23 protein-coding genes and 1 pseudogene are annotated in these 25,077 nt (G+C 58.7%); 15 read left to right on the forward strand and 9 right to left on the reverse strand.

Going from position 1 to position 25,077, the window contains the following annotated elements; translation table 11 throughout:
• Nucleotides 1–86: 86 nt before the first annotated feature.
• The gene (locus JXQ78_RS11875) at nt 87–335 is read left to right on the forward strand and encodes a hypothetical protein (RefSeq protein ID WP_330630978.1); all 249 of its coding nucleotides are present in this window, start codon (nt 87–89) and stop codon (nt 333–335) included.
• 8 nt (nt 336–343) lie between these two features.
• On the opposite strand, the gene JXQ78_RS11880 is transcribed toward JXQ78_RS11875, so the two are convergent.
• A complete protein-coding gene (locus JXQ78_RS11880; protein WP_330630979.1) occupies nt 344–715 on the reverse strand; it encodes a universal stress protein in 372 nt (123 codons plus the stop codon).
• 85 nt (nt 716–800) lie between these two features.
• On the opposite strand from JXQ78_RS11880, the gene JXQ78_RS11885 reads away from it, so the two are divergent.
• The 3 genes from JXQ78_RS11885 to JXQ78_RS11895 are packed head-to-tail and all read left to right on the forward strand — an operon-like array spanning nt 801 to nt 2,828.
• Entirely contained in the window at nt 801–1,235 is a 435-nt protein-coding gene (locus JXQ78_RS11885; protein WP_330630980.1) for an HIT family protein, read from the forward strand.
• Complete coding sequence (locus JXQ78_RS11890) at nt 1,232–1,834, forward strand: NUDIX hydrolase N-terminal domain-containing protein (RefSeq protein WP_330630981.1); 603 nt, start codon at nt 1,232–1,234, stop codon at nt 1,832–1,834. The genes JXQ78_RS11885 and JXQ78_RS11890 overlap by 4 nt, the downstream gene beginning before the upstream one ends.
• 31 nt (nt 1,835–1,865) lie before the next feature.
• Complete coding sequence (locus JXQ78_RS11895) at nt 1,866–2,828, forward strand: AIR synthase related protein (protein ID WP_330630982.1); 963 nt, start codon at nt 1,866–1,868, stop codon at nt 2,826–2,828.
• On the opposite strand, the gene JXQ78_RS11900 is transcribed toward JXQ78_RS11895, so the two are convergent.
• Nucleotides 2,825–3,928, reverse strand: coding sequence for a DNA topoisomerase IV subunit A (locus JXQ78_RS11900; RefSeq protein ID WP_330630983.1), 1,104 nt, complete (start codon nt 3,926–3,928; stop codon nt 2,825–2,827). The genes JXQ78_RS11895 and JXQ78_RS11900 overlap by 4 nt on opposite strands.
• 2 nt (nt 3,929–3,930) lie before the next feature.
• Nucleotides 3,931–6,303: a DNA topoisomerase VI subunit B gene (locus tag JXQ78_RS11905; RefSeq protein WP_330630984.1), complete on the reverse strand. Its 2,373-nt coding sequence runs from the start codon at nt 6,301–6,303 to the stop codon at nt 3,931–3,933.
• 181 nt (nt 6,304–6,484) lie between these two features.
• Here JXQ78_RS11905 and gyrB point away from each other — a divergent pair, with 181 nt between their 5' ends.
• The 10 genes from gyrB to JXQ78_RS11955 all read left to right on the forward strand — a co-directional run bounded on the left by gyrB (nt 6,485) and on the right by JXQ78_RS11955 (nt 19,256).
• The gene (gene gyrB, locus JXQ78_RS11910) at nt 6,485–8,401 is read left to right on the forward strand and encodes a DNA topoisomerase (ATP-hydrolyzing) subunit B (RefSeq protein WP_330630985.1); all 1,917 of its coding nucleotides are present in this window, start codon (nt 6,485–6,487) and stop codon (nt 8,399–8,401) included.
• Nucleotides 8,402–8,484: 83 nt separating this feature from the next.
• A complete protein-coding gene (gene gyrA, locus JXQ78_RS11915; protein ID WP_330630986.1) occupies nt 8,485–10,908 on the forward strand; it encodes a DNA gyrase subunit A in 2,424 nt (807 codons plus the stop codon).
• A gap of 174 nt (nt 10,909–11,082) precedes the next feature.
• The gene (locus tag JXQ78_RS11920; RefSeq protein ID WP_330630987.1) at nt 11,083–11,532 is read left to right on the forward strand and encodes a DUF5793 family protein; all 450 of its coding nucleotides are present in this window, start codon (nt 11,083–11,085) and stop codon (nt 11,530–11,532) included.
• A gap of 109 nt (nt 11,533–11,641) precedes the next feature.
• On the forward strand, nt 11,642–13,006 hold the full coding sequence (locus JXQ78_RS11925; protein WP_330630988.1) for a phosphohexomutase domain-containing protein: 1,365 nt from the start codon (nt 11,642–11,644) through the stop codon (nt 13,004–13,006).
• A gap of 60 nt (nt 13,007–13,066) precedes the next feature.
• A complete protein-coding gene (locus JXQ78_RS11930) occupies nt 13,067–14,137 on the forward strand; it encodes a BMP family lipoprotein (RefSeq protein WP_330630989.1) in 1,071 nt (356 codons plus the stop codon).
• Between the two features lie 54 nt (nt 14,138–14,191).
• Nucleotides 14,192–15,721, forward strand: coding sequence for an ABC transporter ATP-binding protein (locus JXQ78_RS11935; protein ID WP_330630990.1), 1,530 nt, complete (start codon nt 14,192–14,194; stop codon nt 15,719–15,721).
• The gene (locus tag JXQ78_RS11940; RefSeq protein WP_330630991.1) at nt 15,721–16,965 is read left to right on the forward strand and encodes an ABC transporter permease; all 1,245 of its coding nucleotides are present in this window, start codon (nt 15,721–15,723) and stop codon (nt 16,963–16,965) included. The genes JXQ78_RS11935 and JXQ78_RS11940 overlap by 1 nt, the downstream gene beginning before the upstream one ends.
• Nucleotides 16,958–17,983: an ABC transporter permease gene (locus JXQ78_RS11945; RefSeq protein ID WP_330630992.1), complete on the forward strand. Its 1,026-nt coding sequence runs from the start codon at nt 16,958–16,960 to the stop codon at nt 17,981–17,983. Before JXQ78_RS11940 ends, JXQ78_RS11945 begins: the two co-directional genes overlap by 8 nt.
• Nucleotides 17,984–18,013: 30 nt before the next feature.
• Nucleotides 18,014–18,424 (forward strand): cytidine deaminase, encoded by a 411-nt coding sequence (gene cdd / locus JXQ78_RS11950; protein ID WP_330630993.1) that lies wholly within the window; start codon nt 18,014–18,016, stop codon nt 18,422–18,424.
• Nucleotides 18,425–18,449: 25 nt separating this feature from the next.
• Complete coding sequence (locus JXQ78_RS11955) at nt 18,450–19,256, forward strand: nucleoside phosphorylase (protein WP_330630994.1); 807 nt, start codon at nt 18,450–18,452, stop codon at nt 19,254–19,256.
• Here the strand turns inward: JXQ78_RS11955 and JXQ78_RS11960 are convergent, their stop codons facing one another.
• The 4 genes and pseudogenes from JXQ78_RS11960 to JXQ78_RS11970 all read right to left on the reverse strand — a co-directional run bounded on the left by JXQ78_RS11960 (nt 19,257) and on the right by JXQ78_RS11970 (nt 21,896).
• Entirely contained in the window at nt 19,257–19,706 is a 450-nt protein-coding gene (locus JXQ78_RS11960) for a hypothetical protein (RefSeq protein ID WP_330630995.1), read from the reverse strand.
• 8 nt (nt 19,707–19,714) lie between these two features.
• Nucleotides 19,715–20,005: pseudogene (locus JXQ78_RS19055) on the reverse strand (class I SAM-dependent methyltransferase); the annotation flags it as partial.
• Between the two features lie 62 nt (nt 20,006–20,067).
• On the reverse strand, nt 20,068–21,231 hold the full coding sequence (locus JXQ78_RS11965) for an NAD(P)/FAD-dependent oxidoreductase (protein WP_330630996.1): 1,164 nt from the start codon (nt 21,229–21,231) through the stop codon (nt 20,068–20,070).
• Between the two features lie 131 nt (nt 21,232–21,362).
• Nucleotides 21,363–21,896, reverse strand: a complete 534-nt coding sequence (locus tag JXQ78_RS11970) for an HTH domain-containing protein (protein WP_330630997.1) — start codon at nt 21,894–21,896, stop codon at nt 21,363–21,365.
• Between the two features lie 249 nt (nt 21,897–22,145).
• Between JXQ78_RS11970 and rocF the strand changes: the two genes are divergently transcribed.
• On the forward strand, nt 22,146–23,045 hold the full coding sequence (gene rocF / locus JXQ78_RS11975; RefSeq protein ID WP_330630998.1) for an arginase: 900 nt from the start codon (nt 22,146–22,148) through the stop codon (nt 23,043–23,045).
• 235 nt (nt 23,046–23,280) lie between these two features.
• On the opposite strand, the gene prs is transcribed toward rocF, so the two are convergent.
• Both prs and JXQ78_RS11985 read right to left on the reverse strand, forming a co-directional pair.
• Nucleotides 23,281–24,129, reverse strand: a complete 849-nt coding sequence (gene prs / locus JXQ78_RS11980) for a ribose-phosphate diphosphokinase (RefSeq protein ID WP_330630999.1) — start codon at nt 24,127–24,129, stop codon at nt 23,281–23,283.
• Between the two features lie 39 nt (nt 24,130–24,168).
• Nucleotides 24,169–24,960: an HVO_0234 family beta-propeller protein gene (locus JXQ78_RS11985; RefSeq protein WP_330631000.1), complete on the reverse strand. Its 792-nt coding sequence runs from the start codon at nt 24,958–24,960 to the stop codon at nt 24,169–24,171.
• Between the last annotated feature and the right edge of the window lie 117 nt (nt 24,961–25,077).

The following is a 25,077-nucleotide window of genomic DNA, read 5'->3' on the forward strand; positions in this document are numbered from 1 at the left end:
ACCGTCGATCGTCAGAACGCATCGAGACGCATCTTTCAATCATCACTTGTGGAAGGGTTTTTGGTATCCACTCCGTATGCTCTGGTATGATCGTCGCCCAACAGGGGATTCGACACGCAGAACAGGTGTTGTGTCAGAGCGGCGTCGCCATCGGAGAGGTGGTGGTTCTCGTCATCGCGGCCATCTCGGCGTATTTTCTCCTCCGGGCGTTTTACCGGCTGGTGAACCGAGAGCTCCGGGGTGGACTCTACTCGTTCGTTGCCGGCGTGTTGCCCCTTTTGATCCCGGCTGGACTCACGATTGCGGGGATCGAGACGAGCTGTCTGCTCGTCTAGCCTATCCGTCACTCGAGAGGATGACAGACGAGGACGGGACGTTCTGTGCTGGCGATCACTGACTGGGTGACGCTGCCGAAAATCGCCTTGCCGGTTGGTGTTCTTGAACGACTTGTCAGACAGATTCGGTCAACGTCGTGTGATTCTGCGGTTTCGAGGATCGTGGTGGCTGGGTCGCCCCGAACACAGATCGATTCGGTTGTAAAGCCAGCGCTCGCGAGCTGGGATTTGAGCCCCTTGAAAAATGATGGTGGCGAGTCACCGACGTGTAACAGCCGGGCCGTCATTCGATCGTGATCGCCTGGCGTCTCGAGAACGGTCTCGATCTGTGCCTGTGCGCGGGCTTTCTCGTCGTCGATGGTGAGTAGCAGTTCAAACATTCGACGTTGACGGTGGCGTTCCCGAACGCCTTGAATCTCCGCCCGCCGGGAAACGTTTAGGTGTGATGGGTGGGTGAGTCAAGCTATGGCAGCGGACTGCATCTTCTGTAGTATTGTCGATGGATCGATCCCGAGTCGGACCGTGTATGAGGATTCAGAGACACTTGCGTTTCTGGATGCGAACCCGCTTGCGCCGGGACACACCCTGGTGATTCCACGCGAGCACTACGCCAGACTCGACGATCTGGACGCCTCCCTTGCTGGATCCGTACTCGAAACCCTCCACGAGCTGGTAGAACCGGTCGAATCGGCCGTCGAAGCCGATGGCTCAACCGTGGCGTTCAACAACGGCCCGGCTGCCGGTCAGGAAATCGACCACGTTCACGGACACATCATCCCACGGTTCGACGGCGATGGTGGCGGGCCGATCCACGCCGTTGCTGGTAGTCCACCGGAGCTCGAAGAATCTGAGCTTGATTCGATTGCCGAGTCGATCACCGACAGCCACGACGGCGAATGAGCGACAGCACGTCGCCGTTCGAACTGTTCGACGAACTCCGGATCATCGCACACAACGGTCTCGCCTACGCAGACGACCCATACGACAGAGAGCGTTACGAACGCCTGGAGGAACTCACAAGCGAGTGGTACGGCCGGACGCTCGAAATTGACCCAGAGACGGTTTCGGAGCGCTTTCGTACAGAACTCGGTCACATCACGCCGAAAGTGAGTGCGGACGCAGCAATCATCAACGAGGACGGCGAACTGTTGCTCCAGCGTCGGATCGACGACGATAGCTGGTGTCTGCCGGGTGGGTACACTGAACCAGGTGAGTCTCCGGCCGACACCGCCGTCCGTGAGGCGAATGAGGAGACGGGGTTAGTGGTGCATACAGAGTCACTTGCGACGGTGTACACCCGCCGGCCGGCAGAACACACTGGTCCACACGGCCTCGTTGGCCACGTGTATCTCTGTTCGGTGACGGGTGGCGAACTGTCAGTCTCACATGAGGGCTCTGCGTTGGCCTATCGTGATCCGTCGTCGGTCGATCTCTGGCACGCAAACCACAAAACGCTGGCTACAGACGCACTCGCGGCGGCGAACGCGAATCGTCGGTAGGTTTTGGAGGCTCCGGGTTCGACAGTGAGTCATGGTTGGGAAAGTTCCGCCATCGGTGCTCGAATCGCTCGTTTTCGAGCGATTTTCCGGGACGGATCCGACGGTACTCCAGGGGCCGGCCTACGGTGAGGACGCGGCTGCTATCGAGTTCGACGATTCAATTCTCCTCGTCAACACGGATCCGATTTCGATGGCGATCGAACGGATCGGCACGATCGGCGTGACGATCGCCGCAAACGACATCGCCGCCTCGGGTGGAACGCCACGGTGGCTGACGCAGGTGTGTCTGCTTCCAGAAGACGGTGTAGATCTATTGGAGACGATCACCGAAGGGGTTGCAACGGCCGCCGACGCGATCGGCGTTTCCGTCGTGGGGGGACACACGGAGACCCACGCGGAACTCGATCGGCCGTTGCTGTCGATGACCTGTCTGGGAACGACAGATCGCGTCGTCCACACTGGCGGTCTCAGCCCCGGCGACCGGATCGTGCTCGCAGGCTACGCCGGCACCGAGGCGACGGCGATTGCAGCCTCCGATCTCACCGACGAACTGGGTGCTGTCGATCCATCGTTGATCGAGAACGGACTGGACTGTTATGCAGAACTGTCCGTCCTCGAGTCGGCACACGTCGTCCGCAATCTCGCGACAGCGATGCACGATCCAACCGAGGGTGGCGTTCTCGCCGGACTCGATGAACTGGCACGCAGTAGCGCGCTCCGGATCGATACCGAACGCGATGCGATTCCAATCAGAGATGTGACGAGAACGATATGTGACGCGCTGGCCGTGGATCCACTGCGGACGTTCGGCTCGGGTGCGTTGCTCGTTGGTGTCTCACCAGAGGCGACCGAAACCGCGATTGAAAGACTCGAGGCACAAAACATCACCGGCACCGTCATTGGCACCGCCCGTTCGGGAACTCCAGGCGTCAGCCTCGACGAAAATCGGCTGGAATCGCCGATCGAAGACGACCTGTATCAGTTCTGGACCTAGATGACACCCATCTCGTCCAGGCGAGAGGGGAGATACTCGTCGGTGACGAAATCCAGACCGCGTGCGGCAAGCGCCTGCTGTTCTGCCTTTTTCCCGATGTCCAGCTGATGTTCGATTTCGGTCGTCCAGAAGTCGTCCTGGAACCGCGGATCTTCGAGTTCGTTCTCGAGTGCGTTGATGTCGGAATCCGAGAGCGGATCGGTCGGCAGATCGTACTCGACGATGTCGGTGGGCTGGATGCCGATGTACTGTGCATCGGGCGTGGCGAGATACTCCGAAAGATGGGCGCTCTTGATCGAACCGTAGGCCACCGAGGCGAAAATGCGATACGACCAAGGGTCGCCGTCAGTGAACACCACCACTGGCAGATCAAGTTCGTCGTGGAGTCGACGAGTGATTCGTCGGGTCGCACGCGCGGGTTGGCCCTTGAGATGGACGATGATCGTGTTGTACTCGTCGTCGAATCCGTTCTCGACGAGCCGATCGCGCATACCACCGGTCTCTACACAGAGGACGAAGTCGGCATCATTGTCAAGAAATTCGATCGTGTCCGGATTGTTCGGAATCTGATAGCCGCCTTCACCGACGTCTTTCTGACAGTGAATATCCCGCTCGCCGCGTCTGGTCTGCTCGCGCAGCTGCAACGGTCCCATCAGCGTCGCACCGGATTCCTCTGGGCGCATGTGGAAATCCTCACGACTAACATCGGAGACGATTTCTAGATCCTCGATCAACTGATTCGACTCGTTCTGATCGCTGAACTGGGCGATCTCGTGGTCCCACGACTCGCTGAGGTAATAGAGCTCACGAAGGGTCGACGATCGGTCTTCATCGAGTTGCGTGGAGAGAAAGTCGATGACGTAGATCGCCTTGAGCAGCTTTTTCGCACCGGAGACGGTTTTTGCCGATCGGGTCGAGTGCCGGTCGCCGTACACCCATACCTCTGCGTCTTCGTCGTATTCGATGTTGGATTTCGTCCGCGTGGGGATCTGCATCGACGGGACGGCCCCGTCTGCGAACTGGTCGTAAAATTCGGCCGCGAGATCGAGCAGTTGCTCGCGGGCCACAGCTTCGGATTGGTTGGTTGTGTCTGTTGCCATAATCAGGCGGTTACTGAGAGTTTCTCGGCTTCGATTCCTTCGACGGAGATGTCGAACTCTGCGTCGCCGTCGAGATCGTACTGCAAGCGAGCGGTTTCGCCGCTTTCGACCGTCGGTTCCCAGGTGACGAACCACTCGCCGTCCATCTCGACGACGGTTGCCGACTCTAGCGAGCCGGGATCGACGCTCACGATATCGGTCACCGAAAGCTCTGTGGTTGTGTCAGTGTGATTCGTGACGGTGAGCGCAACCCCATCGTCAGTCGTCGTTCGCTCGATGAGCACGTTGCTCATGATTCGTGCAAGCGAGTCCTCGATCATGAGCGACTGCTGGTCGGTCATGTCGGCGAGCTTCTCTGCCATCGTCGGCAGAATATCGGCGATAACGTTGCGTTTTCGCTTTCTCTGCTGGAGCGATCGTCGCTTTTTGAGATACCGCTTGAGATCACGCGCGGCATCACGAATCGCGAGCTCGATTTCGTGTTCGATCTCGGGGACGTTGGCGATTGCATCTTTCGATTCGCTGGTAAACGGCACGTTCGTCGAGGCGACGTGGATCAACACGACCGCCGGCCCGTTTGGCGTCCCGCTTCCACCCGGTTGATCGAGCCCATAGTTTCGCCAGTTGATCGACGTGATCACGTCGGCTGTCGCACACGCGCCACGCTGATAGACCAGCGGCACCCGATTGGCAAACCGGAGCACATCTATCGAGCCGTCGGATTGAATGTCACCACCGTAGGCGATTCCCGCCTCGACGATGAACGGATCGCCACCATGAACCTCGGCGTCGCGTGTTGTAGCAGCGTAGAAATCGGCGTCGAACTCCTTTCGAAGGCCCTCTTCGACCAGTTCGTCGGTGATCGGTGCGAGACAGTCCGTTGGTGGGGCAAGAATGTCCGTCTCGCGCATCGCCTCGAGGAGCTCACTCGCGAAATCACGATCGTTGCTGACGGCAGTGACTGACGGCGGATCGTCGGGAACCGTGCTACTGATCGACCAGACCCCTTCGATCACCTTCTGCTGGGCGGTTTCACCGAATGTCACGTCATCGCGCTGTTCGGTCTGTGTTGCAGCGCGTTCGACGAACGATTCGATATCACCGTGCGTGAGACGATGGCGATCGACGCCGTTGAGCTTCGTGACGAGCCGGCGAGCCATCCCGTCGATCGTCTCGTCGGATTTTCTCGCGGTCGTCACCTCATCAATCAGCTCGGTGAGCTCAGATTCGACGCCATCGAGTGTGAGCTCCCAGATCGCCTCGACGGTGTGTCCTTGCACCGTCGATCCAAACGTCGATCCTGTTGTAGATTTGACGTGGTCGGCTGCGTTAGCAACGATCGCCCGACACTCGTGGTGGGCCACCCGTGGCTGTTCGGAGACGGCACCCGCCACGCGCTGTGCGAACGTAGCGGTTGCGTCGGGTGATTTGTTGTTGACAACGTCGCTTACGGCGGATTCGATCACAGGCGCGGGTGCCGGCTTCCAGGCGAGTTCGCGACCGTAATGTCGATCCCGGAAGGCGGTGACGATCGATTCGGCGGTTTTCTGTCCAACGCGGGTGAATTCGGACTGCAGAAAGCCAGAAAGCGTGTGCGACGCCGATTCATCCAGGAGCTTTATCAACGAGCCCAGTTCGATCCCGTGGGGATGTGGTCGGATCTCCTCGGTCTCGGCTGGCAACTGGTCGGTCACGCGCTCGAATTTGAGCCGCTCTCGCGGTTCTTCGAATTCGATTCGCGCGTGGGGGTTGACAACGGCCGTGTGTTTGATGTAGTCGTGGAGCTGCTGGCGTGCCCGCATGTTCGCTTCCATCTCGAGTTCGATGCGGGTGCCGTGTGGGCGCTCCCAGGAGGTGGTGGTGTCGACGGAGATCTCCGGCTCGTTCGAATCAGTATCAACGATCAGCTCGAAATACTGCGCATCAGAGTCGCCGTCGGTCCGGGAGGTGATCATCGCCGGCTTTCCGCTCGTGAGCTGTGCGTACAACACGGCTGCGGAAATGCCGATACCCTGCTGTCCGCGCTTTTGTTCACGAACGTGAAACCGCGAGCCATAGAGCAGTTTGCCAAACACTTTTGGAAGCTGCTCTTTCGTGATTCCTGGCCCATTGTCCTCGACGACGAGTCGATAGTAATCGCCAGCTTCCGTGATACTCACGTAAATATCCGGAAGAATACCTGCCTCCTCGGTGGCATCGAGTGCGTTGTCTACTGCTTCTTTAACAGCGGTGACGAGTCCGCGTGCACCACTGTCGAATCCCAACATATGCTTGTTTTTCTCGAAGAACTCGGCGATGGAGATGGAGCGCTGACTCTCAGCCAACTCCTCGGCGACGTTTGAGCGCCCCCCGAGCTCCGATTGATACGAAGTCATGCTACGCTGGCGTACTGCACCCGGGGTTAAAACAGCCGCGACACCGGAGTGAAAGTGAATACTGTACCGTGGTTCGAACGAAGAATCCAGTGTTCGGTCCGGTTATGAAATTTACTTGGGAGTCTTCGCGCGCGTGCGAGGGGTTTATAGGGAAAACGCTGTTAACTGTAGCAAGTAGTTTATGTCGAAGAACTCTGAATACGGGGCCGGCGATATCCAGGTTCTCGAGGGGCTTGAAGCCGTTCGAAAACGGCCTGCGATGTACATCGGCTCGACCGACGCGCGTGGGTTACATCATCTGGTGAACGAGGTGGTCGATAACTCGATCGACGAGGCGTTGGCGGGCCACTGTGACCAGATCGAGGTCACGATCCACGACGACAACTCCGTCACCGTCGCCGACGATGGACGGGGGATTCCAGTGGATGAACACCCCGAATATGGTCGCCCTGCGCTGGAGGTGATCATGACAGTGTTGCACGCCGGCGGAAAGTTCGACAGCAAATCCTATCAGGTGTCCGGGGGACTCCACGGCGTCGGCGTCAGTGTCGTCAACGCGCTATCTGCGAAACTGACCGTCGAAGTCAAATACGATGGTGGGGTCTACACCCACCGGTTTGACCACGGTGAGCCGGTTCGCGACGCGTTCACTCGCGTGCGCGATCTTCGTCCTGATGAAGAAACCGGGACGGAGATCCGCTTTTGGCCGGATGACACCATCTTCGAGACGGTCGAATTTTCGTTTACCACGCTCGAAAACCGACTCCGCGAGCTTGCATTTTTGAATTCAGGCGTGGAGATCGCCATTCGATCGATTCCTGGCGGTGAGCAGTCCACCTTCGAGTATGAGGGCGGCATTCGGGAGTTCGTCGAATATCTGAACGAAACCCGGACCGTGCTCCACGACGATGTGATCTACTTCGACACTGAATCGCAGGAGATTCAACTCGAAGTGGCGATGCAGGCGACAGACGGCGTGCAGGGATCGATCCACGCGTTTGCGAACAACATTCACACTCGAGATGGCGGCACACATCTCACGGGTTTCAAGACGGCGCTCACGCGGCTGATCAACGACTACGCCAACAAAGAGGGTTTTACCGACGATATCGAGGGCAATCTGAAGGGAGATGACATTCGGGAGGGACTCACAGCGGTGATCTCGGTGAAACACCCCGATCCGCAGTTTGAGGGCCAGACCAAAACCAAACTCGGCAACAGCGAGGTTCGGGGAATCGTCGAGAGCGCGGTGCACGAACAGTTCGGCACGTATCTCGAAGAACACCCCGACACCGCAGCGGCGATCGTCTCAAAGGCAGTCGAGGCGGCAAAAGCACGAATCGCTGCAAAAAAAGCAGAGGAGCTGACGCGACGAAAGAGCGCGCTTGCGAGCACGTCACTTCCAGGCAAGCTCGCGGATTGTCAGACGAAAGACACGGATCGAGCAGAGCTGTTTGTCGTGGAGGGTGACTCTGCGGGTGGCAGCGCAAAGCAGGCGCGCAATCCCGAGTTTCAGGCGATTTTGCCGCTGTTTGGGAAGATTCTCAACGCCGAAAAACGGCGTCTGGACCGCGTGCTCGAAAACGAGAAGATTCGGAGTCTCATCACGGCGATCGGGACTGGAATCGGTGAGGAGTTCGACCTCGCCGATCTGCGCTACGATAAGATCATCATCATGTCCGATGCCGACGTTGATGGGGCCCACATTCGAACGTTGTATCTCACGTTCCTCTATCGACATATGCCCGAGCTGATCGAGGACGGCCACGTATATGCTGCACAACCCCCTCTCTATCGGATTCGAGACAATGGAACCACCTACGACGCGATGACCGAGGCCGATCGCGAACGGATCGTCGAAGAGATCGCAAACGGCAGTCCAGATCAGGTACAGCGGTTCAAAGGCCTCGGCGAGATGAACCCAGAACAGCTCTGGGAGACGACGATGAATCCCGACAACCGTATCTTGAAACAGATCACCGTTGAGGACGGTGCCGCGGCCGATCGGATGTTTTCTGTATTAATGGGTGAGGCGGTTGAGCCCCGAAAGCAGTTCATCAAAGAACACTCCACTGAGGCCGATTGGGTCGATATCTGAGTAGTTAGCATGGATTTTGACGACACACCAGCAGAACGACAGCACCGCACGGACGAACAGCCACAGCCGAGGTGCGATAATCGATGAGTTCTGACATTCCGGAGACGACTGATCAGTTGCGAACGGTACGCATCGAAGACGAGATGGAACAGAGCTACATCGACTACGCGATGAGCGTCATCGCTGGTCGTGCGCTCCCGGACGTGCGAGACGGGCTGAAACCCGTTCAAAAACGGATACTCTATTCGATGGGCGAAGCCAACATTACGTCGAACGCTGGCCATCGAAAGTGTTCGAATATCGTTGGCGACACGATGGGGAAATATCATCCCCACGGCGACAGCTCGATCTACGACGCGCTCGCGCGGATGGCACAGGAATTTTCGCTGCGCTATCCCCTCGTCGATGGACAGGGGAACTTCGGCTCGGTCGATGGCGATCCACCGGCAGCAATGCGATACACTGAGGCGCGGATGAGCCCGGTTGGTGAGGAGATGCTTGCCGACATCGATAAGGAAACGGTTGATTTTCAGGCCAACTACGACGACCGACTCACCGAGCCGCTCGTCTTGCCGACAAAGCTACCAAATCTGCTGTTGAACGGCTCCTCAGGCATTGCGGTCGGCATGAGCACGAACATCCCGCCACACAATCTTGGCGAGGTGGTCGATGGATTGATTCGGCTGATCGAAACGCCCGACTGTACGGTCAGCGATCTGATGGAAGACGTTCAAGGCCCAGATTTCCCCACCGGAGCGAACATCGTTGGACGCTCTGGGATTTACGACGCCTACACCACCGGTCGTGGGAAAGTCCGCGTTCGGGCTGAGATCGAAATCGAAGAATCCGAGGGCAAGATCATCGTCACCGAACTGCCCTATCAGGAGAATAAAGCCCGCCGGATCAAACGCATCGCTGATGACGTGAACGATGGGACGATCGAGGGCATCCGTGACATTCGCGATGAGTCCGACCGTGATGGAGTCCGCGTGGTGATTGAGCTCAAACGCGGTGCGAACCCGGACGTGGTGAAAAATCAGCTGGTGAAACACCACCTCGAACGGACGTTTTCGATCATCATGCTGGCGCTTGTGGACGGCCAGCCCCGAATTCTTGATCTGAAGCAGCTACTGAAGTCGTTTCTTGACCACCGACGCGACGTGGTTCGGCGTCGCTCACAGCACGAACTTGATGAGGCCTCAGAGCGGGCCCATGTGCTCGAAGGCCGGCTGCTGGCACTCGAAAACACCGACGAAGTCGTCGAGATCGTTCGCAACGCCGAGGATCGCTCTGCGGCGAAAACCGGTCTCAAATCGGCGTTCGATTTCACCGAGCGACAGGCAGACCACATCGTCCGCATGCAGTTGGGGAGTCTCACTTCGCTCGAAACCGAGGCGATCGAAGACGAGTACGACGATCTCACCGTGGAGATCGAGCGCCTGGAGACAATTCTCACCGACGAGAGCGAACTGCTCGGAGTCATCAAAGACGAACTCTGCGAGATCAAAGCAAACTACGACGACGACAGACGAACCTCGATCGTCGAGGATGTCGGCACCGTTACTCACGAAGACCTCATCCCAGAAGAGGAATCAATCGTAGTGCTCACCGAATCGAACTACGTAAAGCGGATGTCCCTGTCAACGTTCGACGCTCAACACCGGGGTGGCAAAGGAATCATCGGAACGAAGCTAAAAGACGGTGATCGGGTGAGTACGGTGTTCCACGCCAGCACCCACGATTATCTGCTCTGTTTCACCAACCACGGGCAGGTCTATCAGCTCAAGACGTACGACCTTCCGAAGATGGGACGGACCGCACGCGGGAAATCGGCAGTCAACGTTCTCAATCTCGCGAGCGACGAAGACGTGACCGCAATCGTCAACACCGATGCGTTCAACGGCGATCAGTGGCTCACGATGGTGACAAAACAGGGCTACATCAAGCGCACGCCGACCGACGATTTCAACAACATCCTCTCGACAGGCATCCGTGCGGTGTCGCTAGAAGAGGGCGACGAACTCGTCGATGTGACCGTTACGGATGGGAGTGGTGATGTACTGATCGGCACCGAAGGCGGGTGTTCGATCAGATTCAGCGAGGACGAAGTCCGTCCGATGGGCCGCTCCGCACGCGGTGTCAACGGGATCAAGCTCACGGATGACGATCGTGTGGCCGGACTCGTCTCCGTCGTCGATGACGACAACACCCTGTTGACAGTTACCGAACACGGCTACGGCAAGCGAACCCCGCTTGAGGCCTACAGCCCACAGTCACGGTACGGAAAAGGGCTCGTTGACATCAAAACTACCGAACGAAACGGTGGAGTCGTCGCCCTAGAAGCCGTCAGCGAAGGGGACGATATCGTCTTGATGAGCGGCGACGGCCAGATCGTCAGAACGCACGCAAACGAGGTGTCCGTCCAGGGACGCAACACCATGGGCGTCCGTGTGATGAAAACTGACGGCGACGACCGTGTCTCGACTGTTGACGTCGTTCCCGAGTGACCGATCTTCGACCTACTGTGTAGTAGCAGTTATCGTATCAACCCCGACTTATAAAAATCAACGAGATCTCACGCCGGGTTCAGGCACACTTCTTATATTTTTCAACACTAAATATATAAGATATTACATAGCCGTTACGTTCATGGTATTTGATCGCATAGATCTATACGGATGATGCGAGATTATTTCGCTCTCGATGTCACCGCCGAATCCACCACTACACCCGTCATTCGCGTCACGTTCGACGGTCCGGTGTCGTCGCTTGTGGGGAGTGACGACGACGGAACAGCAGTGTTCGATATCGACGATCCAGACCGGCTCGACATGTCGTATCGAATTCACGATGAGGCGATGACGGACGACACATCGGGAGTGCTCGCGGTCACCGATAGGGTCACCGGTGATTTCATACTGGAATGCAACTGCAGCGCCGAGAAAATTGCTTCGCTCGTTGGGGCGGCGCGCGAATCGGACACGCAGAAAGGCGATGGACTGTACCAGTTCACGCTAACTATCAACGATGAAGATATACTCAGTGTGGACCGTGATCTGTTCTTGGTCTACAATGTGGACGGGGATCTGTTGCGCCAGCACAGTCTGATCCCGAGCGGCGTCGAGCTGTAGGCCCAAATCGTCCGTCACGGAGTGGCGACTGATGGGCGACGTGAACCGTTCTCACAACGTATGCCTCGTAGTTGAAAGAGGTAAATATCGACCGCTCGGTAGCTGACGTATGGACGTATTTGGGACCGCGGGAATCCGCGGAGACGTGCGTGACCAGGTGACGCCGTCGCTTGCGCTGTCGGTCGGTCACGCCGTGGGCGTCGATGCAGAGACGGTGGTGATCGGCCGGGATGGCCGGGTCACCGGACAATCACTGGCGGCGGCCGTCGCGGCCGGCGTCACCAGTGCAGGAGCGCGCGCACTCCGTGCAGGCATGCTCCCCACCCCGGCGCTTGCGAAGGCTTCGGAGGGCCGGTACGGAATCATGCTCACAGCGAGCCACAACCCACCATCTGATAATGGTTTGAAATTATTTATTGATGGTGAAGAGTATGACAGCGATCTGGAGGCGACGATTGAGGATCGACTGGCGAGTACACACGAGCCAACTACCTGGGATCGGTTCGGATCGGTCGAACGAATCAGCCCGCTCGATACCTACCGAGCGGCTGTCGTTGACTACGCCACCTCGATCGCAACGCCCGGTGAACTCTCGGCGCTGACGGTGGTCGTCGACTGTGCGAACGGGATGGCAGCACTGGCGACACCGCAGGTGCTTCGATCGCTCGGTGCGCACGTGATCACGCTCAACGGAAATGTCGATGGACATTTCCCCGGCCGACCGAGCAAGCCAACGCCGGTGACGTTGTCTGACTGTCGAGCAATGGTTGCATCGACCGAGGGCCCAGTGATTGGAATTGGCCACGACGGCGATGCCGATCGGATTGTCGTCATCGACAGCGAGGGCGAAATCGTCCACGAGGACACAATTCTTGCGGTGCTTGCAGAGCACTACGTTCGACGGAGCGACGCCGACGAGCCCGTCGTGCTGACGACGCCCAATGCCTCCGACCGGATCGACGAACGCGTTAGGATAGCCGGTGGTCGAACGGAACGAACCCGGCTTGGTTATCTCCACGACGGCATCGAACGACGCAGAAATGCCGGCGAAACGGTGGCATTCGCGGGCGAACCGTGGAAACACGTCCATCCCGCGTTCGGCCCGTGGATCGACGGCGTCGTCAGTGCAGCTGTGCTAACCGCCCTGATCGCAAGCGAGAGCGACGGTCTCAACGGGGTTCGCGAGCCCATTACCGAACGACCGTATCGGAAGGTGAACGTTGATTGTCCGGATGAGCTGAAAGTGCCCGTTATGAACAGACTCGAGACGAAAATTCCCGCAGCGTTCCCGTCGGCCACAATTTCGACCGACTACGGCGTCCGTGTCTCACTCCCGGACGACAGTTGGACGCTGGTCCGTCCCAGCGGCACCGAACCATACGTCCGCGTGTACGCAGAAAGTCCAACGGTGGACGATCTTATTGGGACTGTTCGAGACGTGGTTACCGAAACCGTGGAAAACGTTGACGTATAACCGGCTACAGAGGGAAACGACGTTTTTATCGTTATAAATCTCTGAACAATTCATACGATCATGGAGAGACGCACTTTCTTGCGTGCCGTCGGCCTGTCCACAATCGCAGGACTCGCCGGCTGTACGGGTGGCCCAACCGAGAGCGGTAGCACGACAACCACGACCAATGGGAGTGGGACGTCCGTGGCGATGGTGTACGCCACGGGGGGACTGGGTGATGGCTCGTTCAACGACCAGGCCCAGACCGGTCTCGAACAGGCCGAAGGGGAGTTCGATATCAACAGCGAGCACTCACAGCCGGGGCGGACCTCGGAGTTCAAACAGCACCAAAGCCAGTACGCACAGCAGGGTGACTGGGATCTGATCAGCTGTATCGGCTCGTTGCAACACGACGCCCTGGCGGAAGTTGCCCCTGAATATCCCGACCAGAAGTTTATGGTCGTGGATACCAAGGTCGATGCAGATAACGTCGAAAGCTACCAGTTCCGTGAGGAACAGGGATCGTTCCAGGTTGGCTATCTCGCCGGTCTGGTGACGACGAAGGGGCTTTCGACCGCCAATGCTGAATCCACGGATCAGAAGAAGGTCGGGTTTGTGGGCGGCAGTAAAATCCCGCTCATCGAGAAGTTCGAAGCTGGCTACCGCGCCGGAGTAAAACATGTTGATTCGTCGATCACCGTCTCAAGCAAGTACGCCGGGTCGTTCAACGACATCGCGAAGGGCAAAGAGGCGGCGCTCTCGCAGTACAATTCTGGGGCAGACGTGGTCTATCACGCGGCTGGGAACACCGGAACCGGCGTGTTCAAGGCCGCAAAGGAGGCCGGACGATTCGCCCTCGGTGTTGACAAAGACCAGTCCAAAACGGCTCCGAAATACGCAGATTACATCCTCGCGAGCATGGTCAAACACGTTGACATTGCCGTGTACGATGGCATTTCGAACGTCGTCAACGACGAATTCGAGGGCGGCTCTGCAACCACGCTCGGACTGGAAAAGGACGGCCTCGAAACGGTGTACGGCGACACGCTCGGCTCGGAGATCCCTGATTCGTTTAAATCCGAGCTCGAATCGACGAAATCGAAGCTCACGGCGGGCGACATCTCCGTCCCGACCGACCCATCGAACGTCTAAGATTGTATCAATGTCTCGGCATTCGACTCGCCACCTCTCACTGAGCGGAGGCAGATGACGACAGCCGTCCAGCTGGATGGGATCACAAAGCGGTTTCCAGGCGTTCTCGCGAACGACGATGTCGATCTGACGGTCGAGCAGGGGACGGTCCACGCCCTGCTCGGCGAGAACGGCGCTGGAAAGACGACGTTGATGAACATCCTGTACGGATTGTACGAACCGACCGACGGCCGGATCGTCGTTGATGGCGACGAACGGTCGTTCGAATCTCCACGCGCGGCCATCGATGCTGGCATCGGAATGATCCATCAGCATTTCATGCTGGTTGAGCCGATGACAGTCGCCGAGAACGTCACGCTCGGTGCCGAACCCCGAAAGTGGGGTGGGCTGGCAGTCGATGCCGACGCCGCCGTTCGCGAGGTGGCGGCCCTCTCAGAGCAGTACGGACTCGACGTTGATCCCACTGCCCCGGTCGAAACGCTCAGCGTTGGCGTCCAGCAGCGGACAGAAATCTTAAAAGCGCTGTACCGGGGCGCAGATGTGTTGATTCTCGACGAGCCAACTGCCGTGTTGACGCCACAGGAAGTCGAGGAATTGCTGTCAATTTTTGACCACCTCACCGATCAGGGCAAGACGATCATTTTTATCACACACAAACTCGGTGAAGCGATGGCTGCGGCGGACGATATTACTGTCCTTCGTGACGGCCAGACAATCGGCTCGATCGCAGCAGACGACACCTCTCGCGAGGCGCTCGCAGAGATGATGGTTGGCCGCGAGGTGTTGCTGGAGATCGAGCGTCCACCGGTCGAGACTGGTTCGACGCTGTTAACGGTTAAAAACGTTTCAACGCCCAGTCAGCGCGGTGTACCGGCGGTGTCGGACGTTTCGTTTTCAGCCCACGCGGGCGAGATCTTCGGAATTGCGGGCGTGGACGGCAACGGCCAGCGCGAACTGATCGAGCTGCTCACTGGGCTCTCGACACCGGCGTCGGGGTCGATCGTCTTCGATGGCGAGGTCATTACGCACGCCAGCCGTCGTGAACGAATCGAGCGCGGAATCGCATACGTTCCTGAAGACCGCCACGCACAGGGGCTGGTCATGCCGTTCGATCTGGTCGAAAACGGCCTGCTCGGCAATCAGCGCACCAGTTCGTTTGCGAATGCCGGTCGCATTGACTGGGCTGCGTGTAAGGAACACGCGTCATCGATCATCGAGGAGTACGACGTTCGCCCACCGAATCCGTCGGCCAGCGCAGAATCGCTTTCCGGTGGGAACCAGCAGAAGTTCATCGTTGGTCGTGAGCTCGCTCGTGATCCAACGCTGCTCATTGCGACACATCCAACCCGTGGCGTCGATATCGGCTCGACGGAGTTCATTCACGAGCAGCTGCTCGCACTCCGTGAGGCCGGCGTCGCCGTGGTGCTCGTCTCTTCGAAACTCGACGAGGTTCGGGGGCTCTCTGATCGAATGGCCGTGATGCACGACGGCATGTTCGTCGATACGGTCGATCCCGACGCGGTCACCGAAGAGGAACTCGGGCTGTTGATGGCCGGCGAGCATCCAACGGGGGGTGAGCAGTAGTGACAGATTCACGCTGGCGTGCACTGCTCCAACGGATCGTCTACGCGTCGACGTTCGAGCGGGTGGTGATCAGTCTCGCGGCGCTGTTGCTCTCGATACTGGTTGGGGGTGTGCTCATTCTCGTCTCCGGTCGGTTGACAACCTGTCCGACGGCCGCGGCAACCTATCTGGGCGTTGGCTTTTGTTATGATCCGATCACCGTGTTCGATCGCCTGTTTTTTGGGGCGCTCGGTGATCCAATGAACCCGCTGTTCCGGCCGTTCGCTGGTGAGTTTGCGCCGCCGTTCCGTGCGGGCTGGAGTCCGTTCAACTCAGAGATGGCGGTGACACTCCGTGAGACGGCTGTTCTCATCTTCACCGGACTCTCGGTGGCCGTTGCGTTCCGTGCGGACGTATTCAACATCGGAACACAGGGCCAGCTCGTCGTTGGTGCGATAACGAGTGCGGTGTCGTTGACCGCCCTCGGTCCAGTTGCCCCCTCGGGAATCGCCGGATCGCTGTTGTTGATCCCTGCAGGACTGCTCGCCGGTGCAATAGCCGGCGGGCTCTACGGAGCAATCCCTGGTGCGTTGAAGGCGTACGCCGACGCCAACGAAGTGATTACCACGATCATGCTCAACTTCGTCGCTGCGAAGGTGGCGCTCTTTCTCGTCTCCGGGCCGCTCCAGCGTGCTGACAGCCAGATTGCACAGACCGAACCGATCCCGGCGGCGGCATCCATCCCGTCGGTGCTGTTCGACGCTCGCACCGGCTTTTCGCTGGTCGCACTTGCCGTGGCCGTCTGCACAGCACTCGCCTGTTATTATTTGTTGAATCACACGACCCTTGGTTACGAGCTGCGCACCAGCGGGCTACAGGCCGCCGCCGCTCGATACGCCGGCGTCAAAACCGATCGAACGATCGTCGGTAGTCTCGTCTTGTCGGGCGCACTCGGTGGGCTCGGCGGGGCGATCTACGTGATGATGATTGTCGGTGATTTCCAGACGGGCGTTCCGTCGTACGGCTTTGATGGGATCACCGTCGCGATTCTGGCTGGTTCGAACCCGCTCGGCGTGTTGCTAGCCGCGCCGCTGTTTGGCATCATCCAGAGCGGCTCGATCGTTATCGATACCACGACGAATGTGCCGCCACAGCTGGTGGACGTTCTGCGCGGGCTGATCGTCCTGTTCGTGGCGATGCCAGAGTTTTTCCGCCAGTTTGGCCGTCGCTTTTTCGAGGACGACGGAGGTGAGATCGATGGCTGAGATAGCTCAGCGTCTCAAACGCCGCTGGCTCGAACTGGCGCTCGTGAGTGCCCTGCTGCTCGCACTGGGCGTGTTGTTCGAGACGACCGGGCTAACGCTCGGTGATGTGATCTCAAAACGATTCCTTGGGGCGACGCTGCGGCTTTCGGTGCCGATTGCGTTTGCCGCGCTCGGGGGGATCTTCGCTGAGAAAAGCGGTGTGATCAACATTGGTCTGGAAGGCCACCTGATCATCGCCGCGTTCGCCTCGATCGCTGGCGTCATTTTGACCGGCTCGGTCTGGGCTGGCTTTCTGGCTGGCGTCCTCGCGAGCACGCTGTTTGCCGTGCTGTTCGCGGTCGTCTGCATTGAGTTCCAGGCGGATCAGGTGATCGCCGGGCTGGCGATCTGGCTGGTGGCGCTCGGTCTCGGGCCGTTTCTCTCGACGGTGCTGTATGGAAGCGTCAATACGCCACAGACGGGGAGCTTCCAGGCGATTGCCATTCCAGGGCTGGCCTCGCTCCCCGTCATTGGCGCGCTGTTCGATGTCACACCGCCGGTGTATCTGTTGTACGTTGCGGTAATCGGCTGCTGGTACGTGCTGAATCACACGGCGTTCGGTCGGTGGGTGAACGCCAGTGGCGAGAATCCACAGGCGCTCGACACCGCCGGCATCGATGTCACCCGCGTCCGGTATGTGAGCGTCATTCTCTCGGGAGTGCTCGCCGGCATTGGCGGCGCTGGCTATGCGCTTTCGATCGGGCAGTTCACCGGCAGCGGAGAGACCATGATCGGCGGTCGCGGGTTCATTGCCGTGGTGGCCTATCTGCTCGGCAACTACAATCCAATCGGGGCGTTTCTCTCGACAACGCTGTTTGCTGGCTTGCAGACGCTGCAGATCCAGCTCCAGACGGGTGTTCTTCCCGCCTCGCTCGTGCAGACGGTGCCCTACATCACGGTGATTGTCGTGCTCGCCGCGGTTGGCCACACCCGAACGCCTGCAGCTGCGGGCGAACATTACGAATCCGGCGACGAGTAACCATTTTGTCGCTCCGGCCGTCCGTTCGGTATGAGCGATTCACTGATTGCGCAGGCTCGCACGGCGCTCGAAAACGCCTACACACCGTATTCGACGTACGCCGTCGGTGCAGCGATTGAAACGGCCGATGGAACCGTGTTCACCGGCTGCAACGTCGAAACGGCGAACTACTCGAACACGCTCCACGCAGAGGAAGTCGCCATCGGAACGGCCATCGCGGCCGGTCATCGATCGTTCGAGCGACTCGCGGTCAGCTCGGCCGCTCGCGACGGCGTGACGCCGTGTGGGATGTGCCGACAGACGCTGGCCGAGTTCTGTTCAGAATCATTCGAGATCCACTGCGATGGAGATTCGACCGTCGATCGGTACACGCTCGGTGAGCTGTTACCGGCCGCGATTTCAGAATCGACGCTCCGTGGGGCAACCGAGAACGAGGATTGAGGGCGATGGGGCGTGAACAGCTGGTATGGAGGGAGCCGACGACCGACAGTATCACCTTGCTGTCGCTCCGGGCGACGTGGCCGAAACCGTTCTGTTGCCCGGCGACACCGAGCGGGTCGCGAAAATCACCGACCAGTGGGACCACGCCACCGAGGTCGCATCTCACCGGGAGTATCACACCGAAACGGGGGAAACGAACGGAACGCCGATCTCGGTCACCTCAACTGGCATCGGGAGTCCATCGGCGGCGATTGCCGTCGAAGAGCTCGCAGCGGTTGGTGCAACGACGTTCATCCGTGTGGGCTCCTGTGGCGCGATCGACCCCGAACTTGAGCTGGGGGATGTCGTCATCACGCGCGGTGCGGTGCGCGTCGAAGGAACGAGCGACGAGTACGTCCGCGAGTCGTATCCGGCCGTCGCCGACGAACGCGTCGTCACGGCGCTCGTCACCGCCGCAGAAGAACTCAACATTCCGTACCACGTTGGGATCACTGCCAGCACTGATAGCTTCTACGCCGGGCAAGGTCGCCCGGGCTTTGGGGGCTATCAGTCCGCCGCGGGAATCGATCGGTTCGAGGCGCTGAAAAACGCGGGCGTTCGCAACTTCGAAATGGAAGCCAGCGTCCTGTGTACGCTCTCATCGCTGTTCGGACTGCGGGCAGGGGCGGTCTGTACGGTGTACGCCGACCGGGCAGGCAACGAGTTTGAGGTGACTGGCCAGCGCCGAGCGGTGCGCGTCGCAAATCGTGCGGTCGAGATTCTCGCCGCAATGGATCAGGCAGTTGCCGATGCCGACGCAGAGCGTTGGCACGCCGGGCTCACGATCAAGTAGCTATTTCTTGGCACGAACGACCAGGCGATCTGCCGTGTGATCGAAGGGATCGCCCGTGAGCGAGCCAAACACGGATATCGAATCGAAGCCAACGCGTTCGAGCAGCTGCGTGAGCTCGTAGGCCGAATAGAGCCGGTGTGAAACCGAATACTCCGCAACCGTGCCGTCATCGATCACCGTCCAGCTGTTCTCGATCCAGGAGAAGTTGTCTTTGATCGTTCGCTCTTCAAGAAAATACGTATCATCGACCGTGCTCCAGCCACGCGGTTCGAAATCCGCACTGATCGTCTCTTTGCTCGCCAGACTCATCAGCAACGTACCGCCAGGAACGAGCGAGTCGTACCAGTTCTGTGCGGTCCGTTCGTCGTCTGCCCGCGATTCGAAATAGCCAAATGAGGTGTACAGATTGAGCAGGCAATCGAACGTCTCCGGGCGGACGAACTGTCGCATATCTCCCTTGAGAAACGTACACCGCTCAGCAACGCCCGTTCGGTGGCGCGTGCTCTCGCTCGTTCGAGATACTGTTCGGTCAGATCGACGCCGGTCACCTGATAACCCCGATCTGCGAGCTCGACGGCGTGTCTCCCCACGCCCCACGGGAGATCACAGACGTGTGCCCCTGGAGATGGCTCGAGCAGCTCCAAGAACGTCTCCACCTGCTCCGATGCGGACTCGAGATGGCCTGGAGAGAACACGAACGGCGCAACGGTCTCCCAGAACGATTCATCCTCGTGCCACGATTGATCCATACTCCACCGTGCCAGCCAGCAGAGTAAAAAATGAGCCGATCAGACGGTCACGGCTGTCGATCTCACATGTCGGGCCAGGCTTTGAGTGCCCGCTTGTAATCGGTGATCTGATTGATCCATTTGGCGGCAATTCCCTTTTTGAGCGCCTTGGCACCGTATCCACCGAAGGTGTCGAACGGAACGCCGACGACGTTACTGGCGACAGCGGACTCGCCGACGGAGATGGCCGTTCCTTTGTCGTCGTACGTCCAGCTGCGCAGTGGCCGTCCATCGATCGACCGACTGATGTTCTCACCGACAACTTCGGCGGCCTGCCAGGCAGCTTGCGCAGTCGGCGGTGCACCGTCGCCGGAGGGCTGCTCAATGAGAGCGGAATCTCCGATGGCGAACACGCGGTCATCGCTCGTTTCGAACGTGGATTCTGCCTGGAACCGATGGCTGCGTTCGTCCTGGTCGAGATCAACTGACGCTGCCATCTCCCGACCGGTGATGCCGCCGGTCCACAACAGGACGTCGTATTCGAGCTCTTTTTCGTCGCCGATGTAGACGGTCTCTCCGTCGACCTCGGTGATGAACTCGCCGGTGTGGATCTCGATGTTCTTCTCGTTCAACAGCTTCGTGAGCTTCCCTTGCACTTCGGGGTCGCCCGGTGGGAACACGCTGTCGAGCCCTTCGACGAGATGGATGTCGATCGGCGCACGATACTGATCACGGAAGACGGCAATCTCACCCGCGCTCTGGATTCCCGACAGTCCTGCACCGCCAACGACAACCTGGGCAGGATCCGTTCTGGAGGCGTCTTTCGAGGCACGTTTGATGTCATCGTGAATATCGAGCGCATCGCGGAGGCTCTTGAGCGTGTGTGAGTACCGCTCAAGCCCGTCAATGCCGAAAAAGGCAGTACTCGATCCGATTCCAACGACACAGTAATCGTACGCCACGTCGTCGTGGTCCGCCAGCTCGACCGTGCGGTCGTCGAGATCGAGACCCGTCACTTCAGCCTGGATAAATTCGGTCTGTGGGCCCTTGATCTCCTCGATTGGAATGCGAACCTTCTGCTGAATCGACGGATCGCGAATGCACCGGTGTGCCTCGTGCAACACTAGATGGTGGTCAACGTCCGAAATCCACGTGATGGTTGCCCGATTTCCAACCTCCGCTTCTAAACTTTTGATCGCACCGGCACCGGCATACCCCGAACCAAGGACGACGACGTTCTCCGTCATATACCTTTGTCCGGTTCCCGGAGATACAAAGCCTTTGAAACGCATGTTGAGAGTTCGATCGTGGAAAGTGCTAACTGAGCCAGCAGAGAAAGAGAGCTGTCGCTATTGCGAGCAGGAGCTGGGGGGCCGCCTCAGTGGCTCGGATCGCCGACAGGTGCCTCCATGCTCGTGGTGGAGACGATCAGAACGTTATCAGTTTCGTCTTTCCCGTCGATCGTGCCTTCGATGAGCAGCCCGGAACGTGGCGTTGGACCGATCGAGACGGCATCACCCTCGTGAAAACGATTGATCGATCCGTGGAGGCGAATCTCCGCCCGACAGAGATCTGGGTGGTGAACGCTCGTCAGGTCGATCTCCTGGACGTTTGCGTCGTCGATATCCTCGCCGTTGTGCGCGAGCGGGACGTTTGCCGGTTCGTCGAGATTCTGTACTCCGAGCGCTTCGTACGCGTTCGCAGTCGGCTTGTATCCACCTTTTGGACCGGGTACCCCCTCAACGAGCTGTAGCGCCTTCAGCGACTGCATCTGGTTGCGAATCGTCCCCGGATTCCGGTTGACCCCCTCCGCGATATCCTCGCCTTTGATCGCTCGCTCCGATTGTCCATACAGGTTAATCAGCTCCCGAAGGATGTCTTTTTGACTGGTCGTAAGCTCGATTGACGACATGCCAAACTATTTGATACCGCCTTTGATAAGTCTCGCGGTGGAAGAGCTCGCTCGCCCTGCGTTCTGCGTAGCCGTCCGAAAAACCGGCCCGCTTTCTCGCATATTCATTCCAGATGCGCTTTCGCCTCATCAGCCTGGTCGAATGACTGATTGCTCCGAATCGACCGATTTCCACACCCCGCGGACAGTTTTTCCGTATCAGCCGGCTGGATCGAGATCCCTATATTATTGTAACGGTTACCATGAGTAATGCCAGATTCGATTCGAACCATCGGCGTCCCGATGGATCTGGGGGCTGACAGACGGGGTGTCGATATGGGTCCGTCGGCGATTCGCTACGCCGGTCTCGCAGACGAACTGATGGAACTGGGCTACCACCACGAGGATATCGGTGATCTGACCGTCGCCAACCCCGCAGAAGGGTCCCACGAGACCGACGAAACCGGCTCGATAACGGCGAAATACATCGCCGAGGTCGAGGACGTCTGTGAAGAGCTCACATTCACGGTGGCCTCATCGATCGAAGACGGGGCGACGCCGCTGGTTCTCGGTGGCGATCACTCGATCGCCATCGGATCCGTCCGCGGTAGCGCTCGCGACGGCGATATTGGCGTCGTCTGGTTCGACGCACACGGCGATTTCAACACCCCCGAAACCTCTCCAAGCGGCAACGTTCATGGCATGCCACTCGCCGGACTGTGTGGGCATGGCTGGTTCGAATCCACCGACTGGACACAGGCAGCGATCGATCCCGAACGAATTGTGATCGTTGGTGTCAGAAATCTCGACGAACAGGAACGTGCGGCGCTCCAGGACAGTCCAATCACCGTGTTTACCATGAGCGACATCGACGAACGGGGTGCGAGTGCTGTCACTCAGGAAGCCCTTGAGATTGCAACTGGACCGGATGGTGTTCACATCAGCCTCGATCTCGACTGGCTCGATCCTGACGAAGCACCAGGTGTCGGTACGCCCGTCCGTGGCGGTGTCACTTACAGAGAGGCACACGCCGCGATGGAATCGATCGATGCTGCATCGATCAGATCGTTCGAACTCGTCGAAGTGAATCCCATTCTCGATACGCACAATACGACCGCCGAACTCGCCGTGGAACTCGTTGCCAGCGCGTTCGGTAAACGCATTCTCTGAGCTCATATTATTTTCCAATTTTTCTGAACTATGTATCAACAGTTTGAGAAAGTATTAAATTACACCCCATATTCTATAAAATTGCATGCCAAAAACTTGTGATGCATGTGGTAAGCCGATTCAGAGACCCCAGACGAGTTGTTCATCCCATGGTGGATCATACCACGATGGGTGTACCTGTCCGGAGTGTTAGGGCACCGCTGTGGTGTGACCGTTCCTCTGGTTTGTCCTTTTTTTACCTGAGTTCGGTTGCAATGGCAGGAGCGACGCTGACAGTACTGACAGACCGCTCGATTGTATCGGTGCCGAACAGTTTGGTAACGCCTGCACCACCGAGTGTTGCCTGAGCGCTATCGGCGAGCACTGGATGAATACAGCCGGCGTAAATCGACCGTGCTGCCTGGCCATTGAGCTGTTCGATTGCTGTTGCCATCGTTGAGCCGGTCGCTATGATATCGTCGGTGAGGATCACGTCGCGGTCAGCCACATCGGTGTCGTGTGGTTCGATGCTGACAGTACCGGTTTTTCTGTCCCTGTGCTTTTCGAAATAATCGGTCTCGCCGGATCCGTACGCGTCTCGGACCGCGCCCGCGAGTTCCGTTGCCCCCTCGTCTGGTGCGAGAAAGAGCGGGTCCGTGAGCCCTTCCGGGAGCCCCTCGGCGAGACGTGGTGCCCCATCGACGATTGCACACGGCACGTCGAACAGCTCGGTGATGGCTGGCTCGTGCGGACTGACCGTGAAGACGCGATCGGTCGTCGTTGAGATTGCCTGGGCTACCGCTCGTGCAGTCACTGGCTCGCCGTCGCGAAAGGCGCGATCCTGTCGGGCATATCCCATATATGGGAGGATGGTGAGCACTTCGTCTGCCTCGCGTGAGGCCACCTCCTGGAGCTGGAGCAGCTCGATGTGTGCGTCCGCGGTCGTCGTAGAGCAGACGATCACGGCGCGGTCGTCAGTTGACGGCAATTGGAGTTTGAATTCGCCGTCAGCGAATCTGGTGATCTCGGGCACAGCGAGCTCCTCGTTCAGATGGTGTGCCAGCCTGGTAGCGACAGACTGGGCCGTCGAAGCGGGTATGATCATGTCCGTGGAGTACAGATCGGTGGATAAACCGGTTTCCGTTCAGCGAACGGCCAGTCCGGCGACAGCTGGCACGCCGATCGAGCGCGTTCGCCACCCATCGCCGTCTTCGATACAAATCGTTCCATCGATGGTCACGACGTAGATCCGGTCACCTATTGCGACGCCTGCCAGCGGTTCGTCGACCGGCAGCTGCTGTTCGACCCACTGAGACCCGTCTGAATGCGTGTAGAGACGATCGTTGGAAATAGCAACGGTTAGCGCTTCAGCTCGGGCAATATCTACCACGGTCCCATCGAACAGTCGATTCCAGCCGTTTTCGAGCCGATACAGTCCCACGCCTGTCCCACACAGCACCGAGTTATCGACGGAGATCCCCCGGACATCGTCAAGTCCGACCGGCGTTGGCTCGCCATTTCCGAGGCGAAATACGCCGGAGGGCGTCCCAACGAGTGTTCCACCGACCGCCGTGATCGACTCCCAGGGAGGTGATTCCGACTGATAGCACGTTTGCCAGCTGCCATCCGTGTATCGTGCAATCCGATCCGTACGAGCGCCAACGATTCCATCGTCGAGCGTAAGTGCCGTTGCCGGACCGAATCCGGTCGGCTCGAATTTCCCGTCGTCAAGTTGGAGGAGATCATCCGCTGTTGTGGCTATGACTACCGATCCGTCCCCGTCGATTGCCGTCGCAGTGGTCCGATCGAGCAGTCCGAACTCTCCAACCATCCCACCAGAACATTCGACGCGGACAATTCCGACCTCCGAAGCCACGAACACCGTGGTGGTTCCCATAGAATCGCTGAACACGCGTTTCTCGTCGATGGTGCTCATGGTAGAACAGCGCGCGCCAGCACCCTACGTATTCCGAACCGGCCTGTCTACGGTCGCATTTACACGACCAACTACGTAAAAAATATGATGGGTTCGGGGTGAACATGATCGGGATGG

This window comes from Halocatena halophila, assembly GCA_027563145.1.
Classification (GTDB): Archaea; Halobacteriota; Halobacteria; order Halobacteriales; family Haloarculaceae; genus Halocatena; species Halocatena halophila.